Below are 23062 nucleotides of genomic sequence, written 5' to 3' on the forward strand. Positions count from 1 at the left end.
GTATTTTGCTGGAGGATTTTGCATCTGCCTATAAACAGGAAGACAGGGGAGAAGCGGTCATGCTGCCGGCTAAAACTCATTCCTTCGCCGAATGGTCTGAGCGGATGCATGAATTCGCTGAATCCCGGCTACTGCTTCAAGAAATCGCTTATTGGAGCGAACTCGAAAAGATGTGCCCATTGCCGCTGCCCAAGGATAGCGAAACGGGCGATCGGCGCATGCAACATACGGTAACGGCGGAGTTTAAGCTGTCACCGGAGCAGACGCTGCATTTGACAACCCAGGCGCATGAGGCGTATCGCACTGAAATGAACGATATTTTGCTGACAGCCCTTGGCTACGCCGTGCAGGATTGGACCGGATTCGATCATGTACTTGTGAACATGGAAGGACACGGGCGGGAAGAAGTGATTGAGGAGATTGACGTTTCACGCACGGTCGGCTGGTTTACGAGCCAATATCCGTTTGTGCTCGGCATGAGTCATGCGGAGGATACAGCGTACCAATTAAAACGGATTAAAGAAGATCTGCGCCATATTCCAAATAAAGGGGTTGGCTACGGCATTTTGCGGTACGTGACCCCTGATGAATACAAGGCCGAACTGGATTTTTCGCTCCAGCCCGAAATTAGCTTCAATTATCTGGGACAGTTCTCGGAACCAGCGAATGCGGATGCATTTGTTCGTTCTTCGATGCCAATGGGAAGTCCACTCGGTCAAGAAGGAGAAAAGCCAACGTCGCTTGACGTGGTCGGATATATAGAAGGCGGTGTGCTGTGTATGTCCATTGCCTACAACGGTTTGGAGTACACAAGCGAGACCATCTCGGCTCTGAACGAAAGCTACAAAACGCATTTGGTGCGCCTGATTGATCATTGCATGAGCCAGGAGGGCGGAGAGATGACACCGAGCGATCTGGGCGATGATGAGCTGACGATTGAAGAGCTGGATCAATTGATGGAGATGCTGTAATCTTTTGCGGCTTTTAGTGGTTTACAACGACTTATATTGAAAACATTTGACAGAGAGGTGACTTATGACCAAACCGAAAATTCAAAAAGTGTATCCCTTAACGCCAATGCAGGAAGGTATGCTGTTTCACGCGATGCTTGATCCTGAATCCTCCTCTTATTTTACACAGATGGAGCTGCATATTACCGGTAATCTTGATACCGAGGTTTTGCAGCAAAGCGTGGATGAGTTGGTTCGCTCCAATGACATTTTACGGACAGTTTTCGTTTATCAGCAGCTTCAACGGCCACGACAAATTGTACTTGCTGAACGCAAGGCTGAGGTCCACTGTGAGAGCCTGGAAGGAATGCAGCCGGAATCGCAGCAGCGCCGGATGGAGAGCTACAAGCGGGAAATTCAGGCCAAAGGCTTTGATTTGGCCAAGGATATGCTTTTTCGCGTCGCTGTATTCCGGCTGAGTGAGCATGATTACCGTTTGGTGTGGAGCAACCATCACATTCTCATAGATGGCTGGAGTCTCGGCGTGCTGATGAAAAAGCTATTCGGCAACTACGAAAAGCTTCGCAGCGGCTCTCCGCTCCTTCCCGAACGGGAGAAGCCCTACGGGGACTATATCAAATGGCTGGAAATGCAGGATAAGGAAGCAGCTTATGCGTTCTGGGACGGGCGTCTGGAGGAATTTGGACGTCCCACTCCGCTCCCGTGGCGGAAAACCGGGTCTGACGGAGAGGCATACCGGAACGAAGAATTTAAATGGGAATGGGAGCCTGAACTAGTCACTGCGCTGAAGGCGCTGGCGAGCCAGTATCAGGTAACGGCCCCTAACCTTTTTCAGGCACTGTGGGGGGCACTGCTCGCCCGGTACAATGATTCGGAGGATGCAGTGTTCGGGACGGTCGTCTCTGGTCGTCCAGCCTCCATTCGTGGAGTCGAGCAAATGGCGGGATTATTCATCAATACGGTTCCGGTGCGTGTGACCGTCCGGCCCGGAACGACGTTCGCCGAATTATTTACTACGGTGCAGTCTTATGCGCTGGAGGCGGAACAACACGATTATTTGCCATTGTATGAAATTCAAAAGCGTTCCGAGCTGCAAAGTGGTCTTGTGAGCCATCTGCTTGCTTTTGAAAACTATCCGCTTGATCGCGAACTGGCTAACGGAAGTCTGGAGGAGCGGCTGGGGTTCTCTGTGCGTGTGGCGGATTCATTTGAACAGACGAACTACGATTTCAACCTGATCGTGTATCCCGGTGAAACGTGGTCGCTCAAAATGATGTACAATGCCGCTGTGTTCGAGCGGGAATGGATGGAAAAGGCTGCCGGGCACCTGACGGCGCTGCTTCGCGCAGCACTGTCCAATCCCAATAGCAAAGTGAACCGGGCCTGCATTTTGAATGAAGCGGAACAAGATGAAATTGGACGCTTTCACGGTATTCGGTCCGACTATCCCCGGGACAAAAGCATCGCAGCGCTGTTCGAGGAGCAGACGGCGCGTACACCGGACCGCGAAGCGGTCATATGGGAAGGCGGCACGCTGACGTACCGCGAATTGAACGCGCGCGCCAACCGGATTGCGCACAGATTGCGGGCGCGCGGTGTACAACCGGACGAGATCGTCGGGTTGATGACCGAAAAATCAGCCGATACGGTTGTCGGCGTTCTTGCCATTTTGAAAGCCGGTGGCGCTTATCTGCCGATGGACCCGGAATATCCCGAAGAACGGATCTCCTATTTGCTGGAGGACAGCGGAGCCAGACTGACGCTGACGCAGAGAGGGCTGGCAGGCCGACTGGATCGGTTGGTGGGAGCTGCCGATGTGCTGATCATAGACGAGGAAGAGAAGGTTTTCGGAGCTGAAGGCGAGCTTCCTTTCTCTGGGGAGCACGAAGAAGAACGCAACCTTGCAGGAGTCAATGGTCCGGGCGATTTGGCCTATGTCATGTATACGTCCGGCTCAACCGGGAGACCCAAAGGGGTGATGGTTGAGCAGCGCAACGTCATCCGACTGGTCATGGATGCTGGTTACATTCCTTTCGGAGAAGAAGAACGAATGGCGCAGACAGGTGCTATCAGCTTTGATGCAAGCACATTTGAGCTGTTTGGTGCGCTGCTGCACGGTGCGGGGCTTTATTTGGTGCCAAAAGACACCCTGCTTGACGGCGATGCTTTTGCCGGATTTTTACGCAAACACGGCATTACGATGATGTGGCTAACCTCGCCACTATTTAATAACCTGTCTCAGCATAATCCGCTCATGTTCGCTTCCGTGCGACATCTAATTATTGGCGGGGACGCACTTGCACCAGCACATGTAAATCGGGTACGCAAGGCTTGCCCGAACCTGTTCTTATGGAACGGTTACGGACCTACCGAAAATACGACCTTCTCGACTTGTTTCCGGATTGACCAGGATTATGACGGCTCAGTGCCGATTGGCCGACCGATCGGCAGCTCAACCGCTTATATCGTCAACACTGGCGGACAGCAACAGCCGATCGGTGTTCCAGGAGAATTGTGCGTAGGGGGAGACGGTGTGGCGCGAGGCTATCTGAATCGCTCCGAGCTGACGACGGACAAATTCGTCGAAGATCCTTTCACGCCCGGCGGGAGAATGTACCGGACCGGCGATCTGGCACGTTGGCTGCCGGACGGCAATATTGAATATTTGGGACGGATGGATAATCAGGTGAAAATCCGTGGCTTCCGGATTGAGCTTGGCGAAATCGAGGCACGTCTGATGCAGGTGGAGGGGGTCCGTGAGGCCGTCGTTGTCGTCAATACGGATCAGCCGGGAGAACATACGCTGGCCGCCTATGTCATCGGGGAACAGCCGATAACGGCGGGAGAGCTGCGAACTGCACTGTCACGGATGGTACCGGACTATATGCTACCGTCCCATTTCATACAATTGCAGCAAATGCCGCTGACGCCAAACGGGAAAGTGGATCGCAAAAAGCTCCCTGAGCCTGGAGCTGGCGAAGCCGCTACAGGATACGTTGCGCCAGCTAACGAAATGGAGCAACTGCTGGCCGACCTGTGGAGCGAGGCGCTCGACGTAGAGAGGGTTGGGGCAGAGGACAATTTCTTCGCCCTTGGAGGGCATTCGCTTAAAGCGATGATGCTGACCGCAAAAATACGGCAGCAGCTTCACAAGGAAGTGACGATCAAAACGCTGTTTGAACGGCCAACCATCCGCGAACTTGCTGCCTGCTTGCAGATGGAGGAAGCCGCTGGCGGGTCTGAATTACCGGATTGGCAGCCGATCAACCCGGCACCTGCGGCAGAATGTTTCCCGGTGTCCTCGGCACAGCGAAGAATGTATATCGTCAATCAGCTCGGGGAAACCGGAATCAGCTACAATATTCCAGCCGTTCTGCTGCTGGAAGGGGAAGCTGACCCAGAGCGTTTGGAGGCCGCCTTCCGGCAGTTGATCGAACGACATGAATCACTGCGAACATCTTTTGAGATGGCCGAAGGTTCGCTGGTACAACGCATTCACCGTCAGGTTCCGTTCTCTCTGGAGATTTTAACGGCGAAGGGAGAAGAGGCGGAAACGCTGATTCGTCAGTTTATTCGACCATTCGACCTGCACAAGGCTCCTCTCGTTCGTGCGGCTCTCGTTGCTTTGGAGGCGAAGCAGCATCTGTTAATGATCGACATGCATCATATCATCTCGGACGGTAGTTCAACAGGCATACTGGTGAATGATCTGGGCCGCCTTTACCATGGTGAAAGCTTGACTACACCGCAGTTGCATTATAAGGATTTTGCCGTATGGCAGAACGAAGAGGCGCAGCGGGAGAGCATGAAACGGCTGGAAGCTTACTGGCTGGACACGTTTAAGGGTGAGCTGCCTGTGCTTGATTTGCCTACCGATTATCCACGTCCTTACGAGCGTAATTATGTCGGGGATCGGGTCGTCTTCGGGATTGACGGAGAGCTTGCCAATCAAATTCGGAGGCTTGCTGCCGAGACGGATACGACGGTATACATGGTGCTGCTTGCTTCGTTCAGCTTTTTGCTGGCACAGTATTCATCCCAGGAAGATATTATCGTTGGCTCGCCAACGGCGGGCAGAACACGAGCCGAAACGGCTGGTATACCGGGGATGTTCGTCAATACGCTCGCATTGCGCTGCGCGCCGTCAGGAACCAAGACATTCAGAAATTATCTGAATGAAATCAAAGAAACGACTCTGCAGGCATTTGCCCATCAGGATTATCCACTGGAAGAGCTGATTGAGAAGCTGCCTCTGGAACGGGATATCAGCCGCAATCCGCTGTTCAGCGTATCATTCAATATGTTGAATATGGAGATTCCAGCGCTGCATCTGGACGGGCTGACGGTTTCACCGTATGCGATCCATCACCCAACGTCCAAATTCGACTTGACTCTTGAGGCGGTGGAGCAGGATGGAGCCATCGGCTTGAGTTTCGATTATGCGACCGCATTGTTCACACAGGAGACGATCCGGCGCTGGAGCGGACACTTGCTGCAAATTTTGCGGCATGCCGTCAGCACGCCCAATAGTATGCTGAATGATATTGAGCTTCTTCCACCTACCGAAATGCGGTATTTGCTGGAAGAAAGCTCCCCTGATCCTGCGTATGAGCCGCCGCAAGGAACATTCCACGGTATGTTGGACCAGCGGGCGCGGCTCACGCCGGACCGTACGGCTATTGTTTGCGGAGCGGAAAAATGGAGCTACAGGGAACTGGAAGACAAAGCTGCCCGGCTGGCCGGCAGTCTTCGGTCGCACGGAGTCGGGCGTGACAGCGTTGTGGGGCTTCTTCTCGGCCGTTCCGCGGCCATGATTGTTGCGATGCTGGCGGTCATGAAGGCTGGCGGCGCATATCTGCCGATTGACCCGGAAACGCCGGACCAGCGCATTGGATTTATGCTGGAGGACAGCAGAGCCCTACTGTTGATCGCGGACGGTGATAACGCGGAACGTCTGCCAGAGGGCTATCGCGGAGCCATGCTGAATGTGGACGACGATAGTTTGTATAAGTCGGAGCCTTGGCGATCCGAAGAGGACCAACACGAAAGTGAAAGTTTGGCTTACATCATTTATACGTCGGGTACGACGGGCAATCCGAAAGGGGTGCAGCTCACGCATAGAGGCCTTCTGCATTATGCACGCTGGTTTGCGACTGAGGCGAAGCTGTCCCCGGATGACAAGACGGTGCTGCTGTCATCCTACGCGTTCGACCTAGGCTATACGAGCCTGTATCCGGTACTGCTGGCAGGCGGCGAGCTGCACATCGTTTCCAAAGAAACAGTGACATCGCCCGACCGGCTCAGCCGTTATATCGGAGAACAGGAAATTACGTACATTAAATGCACCCCATCCCTGTTTCATACGCTGGTTTTGGCGCAGAATTTTGCGGTTACGGAGCATTTGGCGCCATTGCGGCTGGCCGTGCTGGGCGGAGAACCGATCAACCCGGCAGATTTGCGCCGTTTCCATGATCGGTATCCGCGAACCCGGCTGATGAATCACTACGGCCCGACAGAGACGACGGTTGGGGCGGTGGCCCAGTTTATTGATACGGAGCGGTTGGAGGAATACGTATCCAGACCAACCATCGGCCGTCCGATTCGCGGTGCAGGCGCGTTTATTCTCAATCCGGCACGGCGTTTGGTGGCCCCTGGCGTGACTGGGGAGCTGTATTTGGCAGGTCCGGGACTCGCGCGGGGCTACTTGAATCGTCCTGACTTGACCGCCGAAAAATTTGTGACCAACCCGTATGATCCGGAGAAGACGCTATTCCGAACAGGCGACTTGGCGCGTATGCTGCCTGATGGACGAATTGAGTTTATGGGGCGTGGTGACGATCAGGTAAAAATACGGGGCTATCGGGTCGAGCCCAAGGAAATTGAAGCGGTTTTACTCCGACATGAGGCTGTTCGGGAGGCTGCCGTGGTCACGACTGCGGCTGAGGGCGGCATGCTTGAATTATCCGCGTACTTTGTGGCAGCGTCTGGTCTCGCGGTAGCTGAGCTGAGGAGCTTTTTGGCCGCACAGTTACCGGGACACATGATTCCGTCCTATTTCATTCCAATCGATGTCCTTCCGCTTACGGCGAACGGCAAGCTTGACCGTCGGGCTCTGCCGGAGCCTCGGGTTGCGGTGGTTACCGCTGGTGTCTACGCTGAGCCTGAAACCGACATCGAAGCCGAATTGTGCGCGGTATGGGCCGAGACATTGGGTATGGGACGCGTCGGTATTGACGACAATTTCTTCAATCTGGGCGGACATTCGCTGAAGGCGATCCTGCTGGTTGGCGCTATTCAGAGCAGGCTGGGGCGGGATATTTCACTCAAAGCCCTGTTTGAGCGGCCGACAGTCCGGGCATTGGCGAGGTATATAGAGGAAACAGTCGTTGAAGGGACAGATGATGGAAGATCAGCCACAGGCAGCGTCATGAATACTGCGGAAGACCGTATCCGGAACGAGATGGCCCCGGCGGCGAAGAGGGATTATTACCCGGTATCGTCTGCGCAGAAGCGAATGTATATTCTGCACAAGCTCGATCCGCAAAGCACCGGCTACAATATGCCGGCAGTACTGTTACTGGAAGGCGCATTGGATGTCGGAAGGCTTGAAGGAGCGCTCCATTCGCTGGTTGCACGCCACGAGTCGCTGCGGACCTCTTTTACGGAACTCGACGGCACTCCGGTTCAGATGATCCACGCTGCGGCCAAGGTGCATTTGCACACCGTCCATGCCGGAATACAGGAAACGGAAGCGATCATTGCGGAGTTTATCCGGCCGTTCGATCTGAGTAGCGAACCACTGCTGCGGACCGGATTGATCCGACTCAGCGACAATCGTCATTTGCTCCTGCTGGATATGCATCATATCGTAGCGGATGGAGTAACCCGCAGCTTGTTTGTCCGAGAGATTGCCCGCTTGTACAAGGGGGAGGTACTGCCTGCGCCCAAGCTGCATTACAAGGATTTTGCCGTTTGGCAGGAAGAGGCACCTCAGCGGGAGCATATCGCTTTGCAGGAGCGCTACTGGCTCGACCGTTTTGCCGAGCCGCTGCCGAATCTGGAACTGCCCGCTGATTTTCCACGTCCTCCGGTGCAGAGCTTCCGCGGCGGTCAGGTCCGGTTTCAAACGAAATCTGAAACGGCGGAGCATATCCGGTATCTGATGCAAGAGACGGGGACGACCCTGCACATGGTGATGCTTGCGGCGTTCGGCACCTTTTTGGCTAAAATGTCCGGACAGGAGGATATCGCGGTCGGCACGGCGGTGGCCGGGCGAAGTATCCCGGCTGTACGGGAAATGCCGGGTATGTTCGTCAACACGCTGGCGCTGCGTTGCGCCCCGGAGAATGGAAAGACGTTCCGTGAATTTTTGCTGGAAGTGAAGGAAACGTGCCTGGAGGCGTTGGATCATCAGGATTATCCGTTTGAAGAGCTGGTTGGAAAGCTTGATCTGCCGCGTGATCTGAGTCGTAATCCGCTCGTGAGCGTGATGCTGACGGTTGATAATCCCGACCGGGAGACGCTGCGTCTCGACGGGCTTGCCATTTCCCCGTATGGTGACTCTCACGGTATGGCCAAGTTTGATCTGACACTGGGTGCGTTCGAGGACGGAGACAGCATTGGACTCCAGTTCGAGTATGCGGCTGATTTGTTCAGGGAAGAAACAGTCGGATATTGGAGCGGGCATTTGTTGAATCTGCTATCTGCTGCGGCATCCGAACCGGATATTCAACTGGGTATGCTGCCGTTGCTGACGGAGCAAGAGCAGTATGTGCTGCTGAAGGAGTGGAACCGGACAGAGCAGGAGGTGCCGGAAGATCGGACAGTGGTTGGTTTGTTCGAGGAGCAAGCGGAGCGTACACCAGAGGCGGCGGCGGTGACGTATGGCGGAAAAACGTGGAGCTACTGCGAGCTGAACGGTCGTGCGAACCAACTGGCGCGGCTGCTGCGGGAGCGAGGTGTCGGACCGGAACGGGCCGTCGGCATTATGGTGAAGCCGTCGCTGGAGATGGCGTCCGGGGTGCTGGGCATTATGAAGGCAGGAGCGGCGTATGTGCCGATTGACCCGGATTATCCAGCGCAGCGAATCGCCTATATTTTGGCTGACAGCGGAGCCTTGGCGCTGGTGACACAAAGCGGTCTGCCGATACCGGAGAATTACAGCGGCGAGGTGGTGTACCTGGACGGCGGGCTATCGGGAGACGGCCTGTCTGGTGATAGCCTCCACGAAGGTGTCAGTTTCGGAGACGTGCAGACGGTCGGCAGTCCCGGAGATGGTAGCCGGGATGAAGCCGACTTGCTCCAAGACAGTCCATCTGTCGTTCCTACGGGATGGGCTGACGAGCCGAACCCGCCATTAGCGGCTGGCCCGCACAATCTGGCGTATATGATCTACACGTCGGGGACAACCGGTCAGCCGAAGGGGGTTATGGTCGAGCATCAATCGCTGGTGAACCTGTGCTGCTGGCATAACGGGGCCTTTGGCGTAACGGCAGAGGATCGGAGTGCGAAATATGCGGGCTTTGGCTTTGATGCCTCTGTCTGGGAGCTGTTCCCTTATTGGGTGGCCGGAGCGGAAATCCATGTGATTGACGAAGGCATCCGAATGGATTTGGAGTCGTTAAACCGCTATTTCGAGACGAACAGCATTACGATTACCTTCCTGCCGACGCAGTTGTGCGAGCAGTTTATGGAGCTGGAGAACCGCTCCCTGCGGGTGCTGCTGACCGGAGGGGACAAGCTGAAACGGGCGCTGCCGCCGGAGCGGAGCTATACGCTGGTGAACAACTATGGACCGACGGAAAGTACGGTGGTAGCGACGAGCATGACGGTTGAAGCAGGCGAGGCTGTACCTGCGATTGGCAAACCCATTGTCAATACGCGGGTGTATGTGCTCGGTGCAGGCGATATGCCGCAGCCGATCGGGGTGCCCGGAGAGCTCTGCATCGCAGGCCGGAGCCTGGCGCGGGGGTATCGTAACCGACCGGAGGAGACGGCGGAGCGTTTTGTAGCCGATCCGTTCGTGCCGGGAGGTTTGATGTACCGGACGGGCGACCTGGTAAAATGGCGCAGCAATGGCCGGATCGAATATGTAGGCCGGATCGACCAGCAGGTGAAGGTACGGGGCTTCCGGATTGAGCTGGCGGAAATTGAGAGCCGACTGCTGAGCCACCCGGAAGTGAAGGAAGCGGCTGTGCTGGACGTGACGGATAAGCAAGGCCAGACGGCGCTGTGCGCATACGTGGTAATCCCTGGACTGGCGAAAGGAGCCGCGCTGGAGGTGGAAGGACTGAAGCGCCACCTGGCAGCGGTGCTGCCGGACTACATGGTGCCAGCGTACTGGACGGCATTGGCGGGCTTGCCGGTGACCGCGAACGGGAAGCTGGACCGCCGGGCGCTGCCGCAGCCGGATACGTCAGCCGGAGCAGCGGCGTATCGTGAGCCGACCAGTGAAAGCGAAGCACTGCTGGCGGAGATATGGCAGGACGTGCTGGGCGTCGAGCGGGTCGGCACGGAGGACAATTTCTTTGCCCTCGGCGGGGATTCGATCAAGGCGATCCAGATGGCAAGCCGGCTGCACAAGCACGGCTGGAAGCTGGAGATGAAGGACCTGTTCCGGAATCCGACCATTGTGCAGGTGTCCCCGTACCTGGAGGAACTAAAAGGCGAGAGAGCAGACCAGTCCGAAGTGAAGGGTGAAGTGAAGCTGACGCCTGTGCAGCGGTGGTTCTTTGAGCAGCGTTTTACGGATCGGCATCACTGGAACCAATCGGTCATGCTGTATGCGGAGAAAGGGTTTGAGCGGAGGCAGACGGAAGCGGCGCTGCGAGCGCTGGTGGAGCATCACGATGCGCTGCGGATGGTGTATACCGAGACGGAAGACGGAGTGGTACAGTACAACCGGGGTGTAGAAGGTGAGCTGTTTACGCTGGAGGAATTCGATTACCGGACCGGGATTGAAGGGTGTGAAGTGACCGGACCGTCCGAAATGTTCAAAGCAACCAACGCATCCAAAGCGTATGGAGTGTCTGAATCGTCCAACGCATCCAAGATATCTGGAGTATCAAAAGCATCTGAAGCATCCAAAGCATCTGAATCATCCGAGGCGTTTGAATTATCTGAGGTATTTCAAGCACCCGAAGCGGAAAAATCCGGTCCGTCAGCATGGAAACGGGCGATTGAAAGCGAAGCGGAAAGGATTCAAAGCGGGATTGATCTAAGCCGTGGACCGCTGGTGAAGGCGGCTATGTTCCATACAGATCAGGGCAGTCATCTGTTGATTGTGATTCATCACCTGGTTGTGGACGGCGTATCATGGCGTATTTTGCTGGAGGATTTTGCAGCGGGTTACGTACAGGCAGGCCGAAATGAGCCGATTACGCTGCAGGACAAAACAAACTCGTTCCGGCAATGGGCAGCCGAATTGGAGAAGTATGCCCACTCCGAGGCCTTTCTCAAGCAGGCGGGCTATTGGCAGGAGCTTAAAGCTGTTGACATAGGCGCTCTGCCGAAGGATAGCGAAATCGGTATCCGCCAAGTCAAAGACCATGCCGCCACCCAATTCGAGCTGACAGAGGAGGAGACGCAGCAACTGCTGACGCGAGCACACCAGCCTTACGGCACGGAGATCAATGATCTGTTGCTGAGTGCACTCGTTCTGACCTTCCGGGAATGGACGGAGCAGGAGAAAGTGAGCATCAACCTGGAGGGACATGGCCGGGAAGAAATACTGCAGGGCCTTGATATTTCGCGTACGGTGGGATGGTTCACGGCCCAGTATCCAGTTGTTCTGGATACCGGATTTGCAGATGATCCGTCCCGGCTGATCCCTTTTATCAAAGAAAGCCTTCGGGCTGTCCCGGATAAGGGAATTGGCTACGGTATTTACCGATATCTTTTCAGCGCAGATGAAAGCGATATGCCGTCTCTGCGGGTGCAACAGCCGGAAATCAGCTTCAATTATCTGGGGCAGATCGACAGTGAGCTGAATACAGAGTTCTTCGGGCCTTCTCCATACGAGATGGGCTCGCAGACCAGCCCGAACTCTGAAGCGTTATATGCTCTTAATTTTGTAGGCATCGTACGGAATGGGTGTTTCACACTGTCATGCTCTTTTAATAAAAGGGAGTTCTTGAGAGGGACAATAGCTGGGCTTATGGAACGTTTCCGTTATCATCTGTGCAGCCTCATCCGCCATTGTGTTGAGAAAGAGGACAGGGATTACACGCCAAGTGATTTCAGCGCGAAAGGCCTTGAGATGGAGGATGTCAGCGACATTTTTGAAATGCTGGGAGAAAAATTAAACTGATGACACATTCGCCAACACGAACCGGAGCCCGGACGCCGATTTTGACGGTATAACGGACCAGAGTTCAACGCAGCCGGGAGAGTGTGTTTTCCCGACCTGCGTATGCGGATTAAGCCAGAGCTTATAAGGGGGAAGTCCATGAGTCAATTTCAGAAAGACCAGGTGCAGGATATTTACTATTTGTCGCCCATGCAGGAGGGCATGCTGTTTCATACGCTGCTTCATGCCGGGCAAAGCTTCTATATCGAGCAAATCGAAATGAACATCAAGGGATCGTTCCGGACCGATCTGCTGGAAAGAAGCATGAACATCGTGATCGAACGGTATGACGTTTTCCGCACGGTGTTTCTTCATGAAAAAATGAAGCGGCCCCTACAGGTCGTTTTGAAGGAACGGCGCTACAGGATCGAGGAGACCGATTTGTCGCAATTGCCGCCTGAACGGTGGAAGCAGACAATCGAGGAATACAAAAGAAAGGATAAGGAGCGCGGCTTCGACCTGTCCAAGGATATTCCGATGAGGACAGCCGTATTCAAAACCGGACCCGATACATACACGTGGATATGGAGCTATCACCATATTATTCTGGACGGCTGGTGCTTTGGCATTGTGGCGCAGGAGTTGTTTGATGTTTATGCGGCACTTCTTCAAAACAAACCTTACAGCTTTAGACCGGCAAAACCTTATAAGGAATATATTGAGTGGCTAGAGAAGAGGGATAAAACGAAATCGCTCACTTTCTGGGACAACTACACCGACGGATACGAAGGGCAGACAACATTCGCCGAGCAGCGGCGCAAGGGACAAGGGCGGGCCTATGAACCGGCAGAGCTGCTGTTTCGTCTGACAACCGAGCAGACCCGGTCGCTGACGGAACTGACGCGAAAATGGAGTGTAACCTTGAGCACCGCAGTTCAGGCCGCCTGGTCCATATTGGTGGGCAGATACCAGCGTTCGAACGATATCATGTTCGGTACAGTCGTGTCGGGCCGTCCGGCGGAAATCGCCGGCATCGAGAGCATGGTCGGCCTGTTCATCAACGTTGTGCCGAAGCGCGTCGTTTTGACGAACGAAATGACCGTAAGCGATCTGCTGACCGAAATTCAGGAGCAGACGCTGTTGGCAGAGCCGCATCAATATGTGCCGCTGTACGATATCCAGAGCCGTGCGGCTCAGCCTGATTTGATTGATCATGTCATCGTGTTTGAGAATTATCCACTTCAGGAAAACGGCGGTAAGAAGGAGGAGAATGATCTCGGATTTACGACCAGTACAACAGAGGTATTTGAACAGTCGAATTATGATCTGAATGTGATGGCCTCCCCTGGAGATGAGATGCTGTTGAAATTTGCATATAATGCGAGCGTATTTGATCCGTCCTTCATTGGGCGGCTAAAAGATCAACTGACTTTCGTTATCGTGCAAATGATCCTAAACCCGGACATGAAGCTTGGCAACATGGAGGTCGTGCCGGACGAAGAACGGCGCTTGCTATTATCCTTTAATCCTGAAGAGCCGCAGAATAGAGAGCGAATGACGCTACCGCAGCGATTTGAATTCACGGTAAAGGAAACGCCTGACCAAATCGCATTGGTTGCCGGAGCTGTTACGCTCACCTATGCGGAGCTAAACGATGCGGCAAACCGGCTCGCGTGGAGATTGCGCCAGTGCGGAATAGGGCGTGGCTCCATCGTAGGGATGCTTGCGTACCGATCAGTCGAAATGGTTGTAGGCATCTTGGCTATATTGAAAGCAGGCGGCGCCTACATGCCGATGGATCCGGCGTATCCCGAGGAACGCATCCGCTATATGCTGGAGGACAGTGCTGCACAGCTGCTTCTGCTGCACCGGGCAACGGACAGTCTGGCCGATGCTTCCGGCTACACTGGACAGCGGTTGTACCTGGATGAAGTAAGGATGGAAGACGGGGAGACTGGCGCTTTTGCTGCAGGAGACGAATCGGATAACCACTTGGCGCCTACCTGTGAAATAACTCCGGACGATATCGCTTACGTGATGTACACGTCCGGTACGACAGGCAACCCGAAAGGCAATCTGACGACGCATGACAACATCATCAGAGTCGTCCACAGGACGAATTACATCGATATTGCTGCTAGCGACACGCTGCTCTCTCTGTCAAACTACGCATTCGACGGCTTCACCTTCGATCTGTTTGGAGCATTGCTGAACGGAGCAAAGCTGATTATTGCCGCGAATGAAACGATTCTCAATGTCGGTAAATTGATGCAGACGATCGAGGATGAAAGTGTCACCGTCATGTTTGTTACGACAGCATTATTTAACGTACTGGTGGATTCGGGCTCCGAGTGGATGAAAGGGGTCCGCAAAGTACTGTTCGGCGGGGAGCGGTCCTCGGTCCGTCACGTCCGGAAGGCCCTGGCCGCCATGGGGCCGGGCCGTATCATCCACGTCTACGGGCCGACGGAAACAACGGTCTTCGCCACCTTTTATCCGGTGGACGAGGTGCCGAAAGATGTCGCCGCGGTTCCGATCGGACGGCCGCTCAACCAGACGGATGCATACATTGTTGGTCCTTCGGGCCAGCTTCAGCCGCTTGAAGCGGTCGGTGAGCTGTGGATCGGAGGCGACGGAGTTGCGCAAGGTTATTTGAACCGGACGGAGTTAACCGCCGAAAAATTCGTGCCTCATCCGTTTCACAAGGGCCGCCGATGTTACCGAAGTGGCGATTTGGCGCGTTGGCTGCCTGGCGGTAATATCGAATTTGTTGGCCGTGTGGACGATCAGGTGAAAATCCGCGGCCATCGGGTTGAATTAGGTGAAATTGAAGCGATGCTGCATGGCCATCCCCTTGTGAAAGAGGCAATCGTGCTGGCAGTCCGCAGCGATGAAGGCGAAACGTTCCTGTGCGCTTATGTTGTCCCCCGTCCGGGAGAGCAGCCGGTGCCAGAGCAGTTGCGGAGTCATTTGGCCACCCATTTGCCATCGTATATGGTGCCGGCATCTTACGTGGTGCTTGACCGGCTGCCGCTGACCTCGAACGGCAAAGTGAACCGCCGTTTGCTACCAGCAGCCGAATGTCGCAGCCCGGCTGCCGAAGCTGCACCTCCGCGCACCGAAATGGAAGCGGTGCTGGCGAAGCTGTGGGCAGAGGTACTCGGTGTTCCGCAAATCGGCATTCACGACAACTTCTTTGCGGCAGGCGGGCATTCGCTGAAGGCGATGGCGCTGTGCGGCAGAATGCTCAAAGAACTGGACCTGGACGTTCATGTTGGGCTGCTTTTCTCCAAGCCAACGATTGCCGATTTGGCCGCCTCGCTGGAAGGTGGGAATGCAGCATCCAGCGTGACAGAAGAACCTGGTTCCCGCTGCGGGACAACTGTGTTCAATCCAGATGGGAAAATGGCTGTTTTTACTTTTCCGCCAGTGCTCGGATATGGCATTATGTTCAGCGGCCTGGCGAAATTTTTACCGGATATCCGGATGCAGGCTTTTGATTTCGTGGAAGAAGAAGATCGAATTGGACAATATGCAGACGCGATGGAGGCACTACAGCCAGAAGGGCCATTCGTTTTGCTCGGATACTCTGCGGGCTGCGGGTTGGCATTTGAAGCAGCCAAAGAACTTGAAGGCCGGGGAAGAACTGTGAGACAGCTTGTCATGGTCGATTCGTATCTGAAAACTGACGTCAGCGACCTTAAGGGGCGATCAGCAGAAGACGATGCTGCCGCTTTGATGGAAGCGAACCGGGATAATCCATATTTGCAAATCGAAGCGGTACGTAAAGGCATGCAACGCAAAATGACGGCTTATTACGCGTATCACGCTGAATTAGTCAACAAAGGGAAGGTAAAGGCCGATATTCATTTTATCGGAGCGGACCATGTGCAGCCTCTTCCGAAGTGGCTGTCTTCTTGGCGGGAAGGAACAACGGGAACGGTCATTGAGCATCAAGGCTGTGGGAAGCACGACGAAATGCTTTATGGTGAGATGGCCGAAATGAACGGCAGGCTGATTACCGATATAGTACAAAACGACAGCTTAAAGCAGCACATTTGACTGATGGAGCATCCGGGTACTGGAAGCGGACAATTTTACGAATAAGCAATCATTTGGAGGGAGCAGGAGCATGAACGATTTGATCAAAAGGTTTGGTAATCCATCAGACCACACCCATTTTATTTGTTTTCCGTTTGCGGGGGGATATTCCGCTGCCTTCCGCCCGTTGCATGACAGCTTGCAGGACCGATTTGAAGTGCTTGCCGCCGAGCCTCCTGGTCATGGAAGCAACCGATTGCCGCTGGTGGACGATCTCGAACGGCTGGTCAGCATGTATGAGGCGGCACTGCTGCCTCAGCTTCACAAACCTTTCATCCTGTTTGGACACAGTATGGGAGGGATCGTGGCTTATAGATTGGCGCAGATACTGGAGTCAAAAGGGCTTTTTCCGGAAGCGGTCATCGTTTCGGCCGTCCAGCCGCCGGATATCAAGCGTCCCGTCCGTTCTCATATGGAGGATGGCGCTTTCGCCGATTATGTGATCAGCTTGAACGGCATTCCACCCGAACTGGCGAATAACCGGGAAATGCTCGAATTTTTCCTGCCACCGTTCCGGTCGGATTTCAAAGCGCTGGAGACATTTCGGCCAAGCGATATGACACCGCTTCAGTCGGAAATGCATATTTTTAACGGCAATGAAGACGAGGCTTGTGTGCGTGATGCCGACGGTTGGGCGCGATGGGGAGAAAAGGTTGCGTTTCACCGCTTCCCTGGAGGTCATATGTATCTGTTGAGTGAAACGGAGCAGGTGTCCGATGCGATCCGCTCTATCTTCGCTTCGGCCTCCACGCTGACATAGAAGGTTGTACTGCGGTATGGATAATAAAGCGCGGAATTGGTTCTGAATCACTGTTCGTGCGTTTGTAGATAGACATGAAGAAGCCTCTCTTTGGTAAAATGGCGCGTAAGGCTGGCCATTTTACTACAAGGGAGGCTTTTTCGGCATTTAAAACTATACGATCCGTTTACGCAGCCAGCCGGAAATCAGATCCGTCAAAATGATCAGAACCACAATACCGAGCAAAATAACGCCTACACGGTTCCAGTTGCGCATTTGGAGTGCAAACAGCAGCGGAGTACCAATACCGCCTGCACCGACCAGACCAAGCGTGGTGGCAGAGCGGATATTAATTTCAAAACGATAGAGCGAATAGGAAAGAAACTGTGGGATCACCTGCGGCAGTACGGCAAAGAAAATCACCTGCAGACGATTGGCGCCACACGCGATCAAAGCTTCCTGCGGCCCGTGATCGACACTTTCGATCGTTTCCGAGAACAGCTTCGCCAGCATGCCGATGGAATGAATGCCAAGGGCAAGCACCCCGGCAAACGAGCCAGGACCAACGGCTTTAATAAACAGGATGGCGACGATCATTTCGGGAAATACCCGGATGACACTAAGTACAAACTTTCCACTGCCTGAAAAGGGACGCAGGCGGGTCATATTGCTGGACGCCCAAAAGGCGAATGGAAGACAGACAAACGCGGATACGAAGGTTCCGAGAATCGAAATGACCAGCGTATCCAGCAGTCCACGCAATAAATCCTCTCCTTCAGGGATGTAGACGAATGACCAGTCTGGATGCAGGAAGCCGTCCAATATGGCGACAGAGACACTTTTGGCCGTTCCCTGTAATCCTTCAAACTGCATTCCGCGAAAAGCCCAAATATAAATGACGATAAGCAGAATAGCTATTGCCCATAGGCGCAGGCGGGAGCCGATAGGTCTGCGAAGCGTAGGATCATTCATAATAATTTCCTCCGTAGCAGGTTGCTGCCGTAATCAATCGCAAGGACGATGACGAGGGTCAGTAGAATAATGATGCTTGCCCGGTCATATCGGAACAGACCGAGCGAACGGTCAAGCAGCAGACCGATACCGCCAGCGCCGACCAGGCCCAGAACGGAAGCCGCACGCACATTAACCTCAAAGGTGTACAGCAAGTATGACACAAAATAAGGCAATGCCTGCGGCACAACACCGAAGACAATGACCTGAATGCGGCTTGCGCCGACGGCAGTCATGGCCTCCAGCGGTCCGGGATCAATGGCTTCAATCGCCTCGAACGTCAGCTTGGCTATGATGCCGAAGGAGAAGAAGAGCAGGGCGAGCATCCCTGCAAACGGACCGATGCCGAACACGGCCACAAAGATGGAGGCGAACAGCAAATCCGGGATCGTCCGCACCAAATTCAGGAGCGTGCGCATCGGCAGCGAAATCAGCTTGCGCGGCATCACATTATAGGCACATAGCAACGCGACCGGGATAGCCAGGATGGCTCCCAGTGTCGTGCCGACAATGGCGATCTGGATCGTTTCCAGCATCGGCTTCCAGATGGTAGGCAGGTAGCTCCAGTCAGGCGGGAACATTTCGCCCAGCAGCTTGCCCATCTCGGGCAAGCCGACGATCAACTGGTAAGGCGTAGCATCCGTATGAATGGAGCAGGCAACCAGCACCACAATAAAAATCATCCAGGTGGCGTAACGCTTGTAACGCCCCGGCAAGGGTGGCCCTGCGGGCGGCATGCCTGGCTGCGGTGGCCCGGCATGTGGTGACGGCTGTGCCTGAGCGAGCGGCCGGGCAGTAGAGTCGGGCTTCATGATCCTACTCCGAGCAGCTCATCATGCTTGATAGCCCGGCCGTAGATTTCCGCAAAAGCCTCGTCCGTAGCTTCCTCTGGCGTGCCGTCAAAGACGACCTCTCCCGCGCGCAGTCCGATAATCCGCGTCGCATATTCGCGCGCCAGATCAATGAAATGCAGATTGACGATGGTCGTAATCTGCATTTCACGGTTGATCCGCTGGAGGTCGTCCATGACCTGACGGGTGGTCAGCGGATCAAGCGATGCGACAGGCTCGTCCGCCAGAATGATCTTGGCCTCCTGCGCCAGCGCACGGGCAATGGATACACGCTGCTGCTGACCACCGGACAGCTCATCGGCCCGGCTGTAGGCTTTTTCGCGGATATTCACGCGCCCCAGCGCCGTTAGTGCCAGCTCGACATCCTCCTTCGGAAAGAGGCCGAGAATGGTTCGCAGTGTCGAATGATAGCCGACACGGCCGGAAAGTACGTTGCGGAGCACAGTCGAGCGCTTAACCAGGTTGAAGCTTTGAAAGATCATGCCGATGTCGCGGCGAATGCGCCGTAGCTCGCTGCTTCCCGCGGACGTAACAGACCTGCCACCCACAACAATGTCGCCAGAGGTAATGTCATGCAGGCGGTTAATGGAACGCAGCAGGGTGGACTTGCCTGCACCGGACAAGCCGACAATGACGACCATTTCGCCCTCTTTAATCGTCAAATTAATATTGTTCAACCCTTTGGTGCCGTTCGGGTACGTTTTCGATACGTTATGGAATTCGATCATGTGCTCCCCGCTTTCTCCCCCCGATGGGGTGGAATGAAAACAACACCGCCATGAATACATGGACGGTGCTGCCCTGTCATTCGTAATGCCTGTTTCATAGGTGCTGCTTGATTACAATTCCTCGCGTGTTTGTATTACTTCACCGCTTGGCCGACGGCTTCGGCATATTCACGTACAGAGTCGAAGTTTTTATCGTCGCCCTTTTCATAACCTACGTGTGTGTAAATTTCTTTAATGATTTTGCCGCCCTCTGGATCATTGGCGATATCGATAAAGGCTTGGCTGATTTTGTCTCTCCACGCTTGATCCATATCGGAACGCACGCTGACCGTGTCATTCGGAATTTTAGCTGTGTAATGGATGACACGTGTTTTTTCAAATACGTCTGGTATTTCCTTCTTCACCGTGTTGCGGGCATCCTGGAAAACAGCTACAGCGTCAACCTGACCATTCAGCAGCGCCAGAATAGCGGCATCATGGCCTTTGATCGTTACACCCTGTACATCCGTGTCCGGGTCCACGCCCGCTTTTTTCAGCTCTGCTGCGGGATACACGTAGCCTGCGGAGGAGGTTACATTCTGCCAGCCGACTTTTTTGCCCTTCAGATCAGCCAGGCTTTTAATCGGAGAATCTTTTTTGACCACGATCATCGCTTTATAAAAGTTTACTTTTTCAGCTGTGTCCTTGCCTGTGGCATCTTCAATGCCGTAGCGTTGGGCTTGCAGCAGCAAATCGGCCGCTTTACGGTTATCATGTGCCAGTACATAAGCGTTCGGTGGAAGGAAACCTACATCTACTTGTTTGGAAGACATGGCTTCCACGATTGTGTTGTAGTCGGGAGATACGGTGACTTTTACCGGGATTCCAAGCTTGTCCCCCAGCAGTTTTTCGAGCGGCTTGGCTTTGGCTTCGAGCGTATCTGCATTTTGGGAAGGAACGAACTGTACCTTTAACTCTGAAGGAACATAGGCTGTGCTTTCGCTTTTTGTGCCATCTGTGCCTGGAGTGGACGTGCTGTTGTTGTTGCTTGCATTGGAGCCGCAAGCGGCCAGACCTGCTGCCAGTGTGAAGGTCATGCACAAGGTCAATGCTTTTTTGAACAAAATAATTTCCCCCTAAATATAGTAATAAAGAAGTGATGCCCAATAACAGCTAGCTCTGTAAATTCTGTAACACACCAAATCCTAGCAGTTCGTCCGACAACTAGGGTTAAAAACACTCCTGACTTTGGTAAAAGCAATGTAAAATTTATCATATAGCTGCCCGTTTCATTTATTTAACATTCTCTTAATATTGGCCTGCTAGACTTGTTCAAGCTCTATGACCGAAGCTGAGGGAGAGAACAAGAATTGGATATAAATAAAGGCATACATCTGGAAACGTCAGGTCCGGTGAGGGTGAAATTTCGCATCATGGTTACGACGGACCTGCATGTCAGCTTGTGGAATTACGATTATTATGCAGATGAGGAAACGTTGCAGTATGGTCTGGCGCAAACCGCCAGCTTGATTCAAGCGGCCCGGTCTGAGGTGCCCAACCATCTCCTGCTGGATAACGGGGATGTCATTCAGGGGAATCCGATGGGGGATTATGCTGTACAGCGTCTTCAACAGGACCCTAGCGCGGTACATCCCGCTTTCAAAGCGATGAATCTTATGGGGTACGAGGCAGGGAATATCGGTAATCATGAATTTAACTATGGATTGGAATATTTGCAGACCTGTCTTCAGGGAGCGCAATTTCCTTATATAAATGCCAACATTTATGTAGCGGGAGAAAATGAACAAAACTATTTCACACCATATCTGCTGCTGGACAAGACGGTTGAGGATGAAGCAGGCGGCAAGCACCTTTTGAAGGTGGGAGTCATCGGCTTGGTACCGCCACAAATTATGCAATGGGACAAGGCATGGCTGGAAGGAAAAATCATTGTCAAGGATATGCTGGAAACAGCGAGACGGTTTATTCCACAAATGAAGGCCGAGGGAGCCGATCTAATCATTGTCATGCCCCATGCGGGCTTTGAGGATATTCCTGAAACGCCATATATGGAAAATACGGTGCTGCCACTGAGCAGAGTGGAGGGGATTGACGCCATTCTGTTTGGTCATGCACATAAAGTATTCCCCGGACCTTCGTTTGTCGGTAAAACGGGTGTTGATACGGAGCGAGGCACGATTCACGATATCCCGGCGGTAGAGCCGGGCTTCTGGGGGGATCATCTGGGTATTATTGACCTCGACCTTTTTCTTATGGATGAAAAGTGGGAAGTGGCCGCATCCTCTGCCGAGGTACGCCCGGTGTATGATCCGGTACGGAAGGAAGCGCTGGTACAACCGGATGCTGTAATTCAGCTGTCGGTAGCAGAGGAGCACGCCGGGACACTGGAGTATATTCGTGCTCCTGTCGGTCGGACGACGATGGCGGTGAACAGCTTCTTTGCCCAGGTCATGGACGATGCTTCGGTTCAGCTTGTAAATGATGCACAAATTTGGTATGTGAAGCAGCAGATGCAAGGGAGCGAATACGAGGATTTACCCGTTCTGTCAGCAGCGGCTCCATTTAAAACGGGCGGCAGATACGGCCCATCTTACTACACCGATATTCCAGCAGGGATGTTGGCGATCAAGCATATCGCCGATCTGTACAACTTCCCGAATACGCTGCATGTCGTCCGGCTGACCGGGGCGGAAATTCGGGAATGGCTTGAGTGGTCTGCCGGACAATTCCGGCAGATTGATCCTTTGGCGGAACATGAGCAAGAGCTGATTGATCCTGATTTTCCGAGCTTTAATTTTGATATCATCGACGGGATCAGGTATCAAATTGATGTAACGCAGCCTGCCAGATATGATGTTGCCGGGAAATTAAAGGAGCCGGATGTGCACAGAATCCTTCATATGTCTTTTGAAGGCCAGCCGATGGATATGCAGCGGAGTTATCTGGTGGTCACGAACAACTACCGCGCGTTCTCCTCCACGCTCGTTAATCCGGGTGGAGAACGAATTGTACTTGCTTCACCGGATGAAAATCGGCATGTGCTGACCGAATATGTGCGGCATATGAAGACATTAACGCCCAAAGCTGATGGCCACTGGTCCCTTGTGCCATGGGAAGGGCGTCCACATGTGACATTTCTGAGCTCTCCGCAAGCCATACAGGCCGCCCAAGCTTATTCGGAGCTGCTTTATGAAGGATTAACCATAGAAGGATACGCCAAGTTTGCTATTGATTTCGGCTGTAAATCAATACCTAAATATTCCCTGCCCTCATAAGTCTACAGCATCACGAAACATGAACAGACCAAACCTTCGGGGGCGGTCTTTTTTCACAAAACGGATTTAATATCGTACAAAATTCGTGATTTCATATGT

The 23062-nt window shown here is 53.7% G+C and carries 9 protein-coding genes; 5 read left to right on the forward strand and 4 right to left on the reverse strand.

Annotation, left to right across the window (positions count from 1 at the left end; all coding sequences use genetic code 11):
- From KQI_RS26470 to KQI_RS0100020, 4 genes are all read left to right on the forward strand, one after another.
- Window positions 1-971: condensation domain-containing protein (locus tag KQI_RS26470; RefSeq protein WP_039774088.1), on the forward strand; the 971-nt coding region annotated here is incomplete at its 5' end.
- Window positions 972-1035: 64 nt separating this feature from the next.
- Complete coding sequence (locus KQI_RS0100010) at window positions 1036-12279, forward strand: non-ribosomal peptide synthetase (protein ID WP_010344581.1); 11244 nt, start codon at window positions 1036-1038, stop codon at window positions 12277-12279.
- Window positions 12280-12417: 138 nt separating this feature from the next.
- A complete protein-coding gene (locus tag KQI_RS0100015; protein ID WP_010344582.1) occupies window positions 12418-16320 on the forward strand; it encodes a non-ribosomal peptide synthetase in 3903 nt (1300 codons plus the stop codon).
- Between the two features lie 70 nt (window positions 16321-16390).
- Window positions 16391-17119 carry a thioesterase II family protein gene (locus tag KQI_RS0100020; RefSeq protein ID WP_010344583.1) on the forward strand — a complete coding sequence of 243 codons (729 nt, stop codon included), beginning with the start codon at window positions 16391-16393 and terminating at the stop codon, window positions 17117-17119.
- A 153-nt stretch (window positions 17120-17272) separates the two neighbouring features.
- On the opposite strand, the gene phnE (KQI_RS0100025) is transcribed toward KQI_RS0100020, so the two are convergent.
- The 4 genes from phnE (KQI_RS0100025) to KQI_RS0100040 form a co-directional block, all read right to left on the reverse strand.
- Window positions 17273-18070, reverse strand: a complete 798-nt coding sequence (gene phnE, locus KQI_RS0100025; RefSeq protein ID WP_010344585.1) for a phosphonate ABC transporter, permease protein PhnE — start codon at window positions 18068-18070, stop codon at window positions 17273-17275.
- Window positions 18067-18921: a phosphonate ABC transporter, permease protein PhnE gene (gene phnE, locus KQI_RS0100030; RefSeq protein WP_010344586.1), complete on the reverse strand. Its 855-nt coding sequence runs from the start codon at window positions 18919-18921 to the stop codon at window positions 18067-18069. Before phnE (KQI_RS0100030) ends, phnE (KQI_RS0100025) begins: the two co-directional genes overlap by 4 nt.
- On the reverse strand, window positions 18918-19688 hold the full coding sequence (gene phnC / locus KQI_RS0100035) for a phosphonate ABC transporter ATP-binding protein (protein ID WP_010344587.1): 771 nt from the start codon (window positions 19686-19688) through the stop codon (window positions 18918-18920). Before phnC ends, phnE (KQI_RS0100030) begins: the two co-directional genes overlap by 4 nt.
- Before the next feature lie 134 nt (window positions 19689-19822).
- Window positions 19823-20791: a phosphate/phosphite/phosphonate ABC transporter substrate-binding protein gene (locus KQI_RS0100040; RefSeq protein ID WP_010344588.1), complete on the reverse strand. Its 969-nt coding sequence runs from the start codon at window positions 20789-20791 to the stop codon at window positions 19823-19825.
- A 246-nt stretch (window positions 20792-21037) separates the two neighbouring features.
- On the opposite strand from KQI_RS0100040, the gene KQI_RS0100045 reads away from it, so the two are divergent.
- Window positions 21038-22963 carry a bifunctional 2',3'-cyclic-nucleotide 2'-phosphodiesterase/3'-nucleotidase gene (locus KQI_RS0100045; RefSeq protein WP_010344589.1) on the forward strand — a complete coding sequence of 642 codons (1926 nt, stop codon included), beginning with the start codon at window positions 21038-21040 and terminating at the stop codon, window positions 22961-22963.
- The last annotated feature ends 99 nt before the right edge of the window (window positions 22964-23062 follow it).

The organism is Paenibacillus peoriae KCTC 3763 (genome assembly GCF_000236805.1).
Classification (GTDB): Bacteria; Bacillota; Bacilli; order Paenibacillales; family Paenibacillaceae; genus Paenibacillus; species Paenibacillus peoriae.

Bases quoted from the DNA above. Each gene is read 5' to 3' on its own strand.
- KQI_RS0100010 (WP_010344581.1), top strand. From the start codon at position 1,036: ATGACCAAACCGAAAATTCAAAAAGTGTATCCCTTAACGCCAATGCAG.
- KQI_RS0100015 (WP_010344582.1), top strand. From the start codon at position 12,418: ATGAGTCAATTTCAGAAAGACCAGGTGCAGGATATTTACTATTTGTCG.
- KQI_RS0100020 (WP_010344583.1), top strand. From the start codon at position 16,391: ATGAACGATTTGATCAAAAGGTTTGGTAATCCATCAGACCACACCCAT.
- phnE (WP_010344585.1), bottom strand. From the start codon at position 18,070: ATGAATGATCCTACGCTTCGCAGACCTATCGGCTCCCGCCTGCGCCTA.
- phnE (WP_010344586.1), bottom strand. From the start codon at position 18,921: ATGAAGCCCGACTCTACTGCCCGGCCGCTCGCTCAGGCACAGCCGTCA.
- phnC (WP_010344587.1), bottom strand. From the start codon at position 19,688: ATGATCGAATTCCATAACGTATCGAAAACGTACCCGAACGGCACCAAA.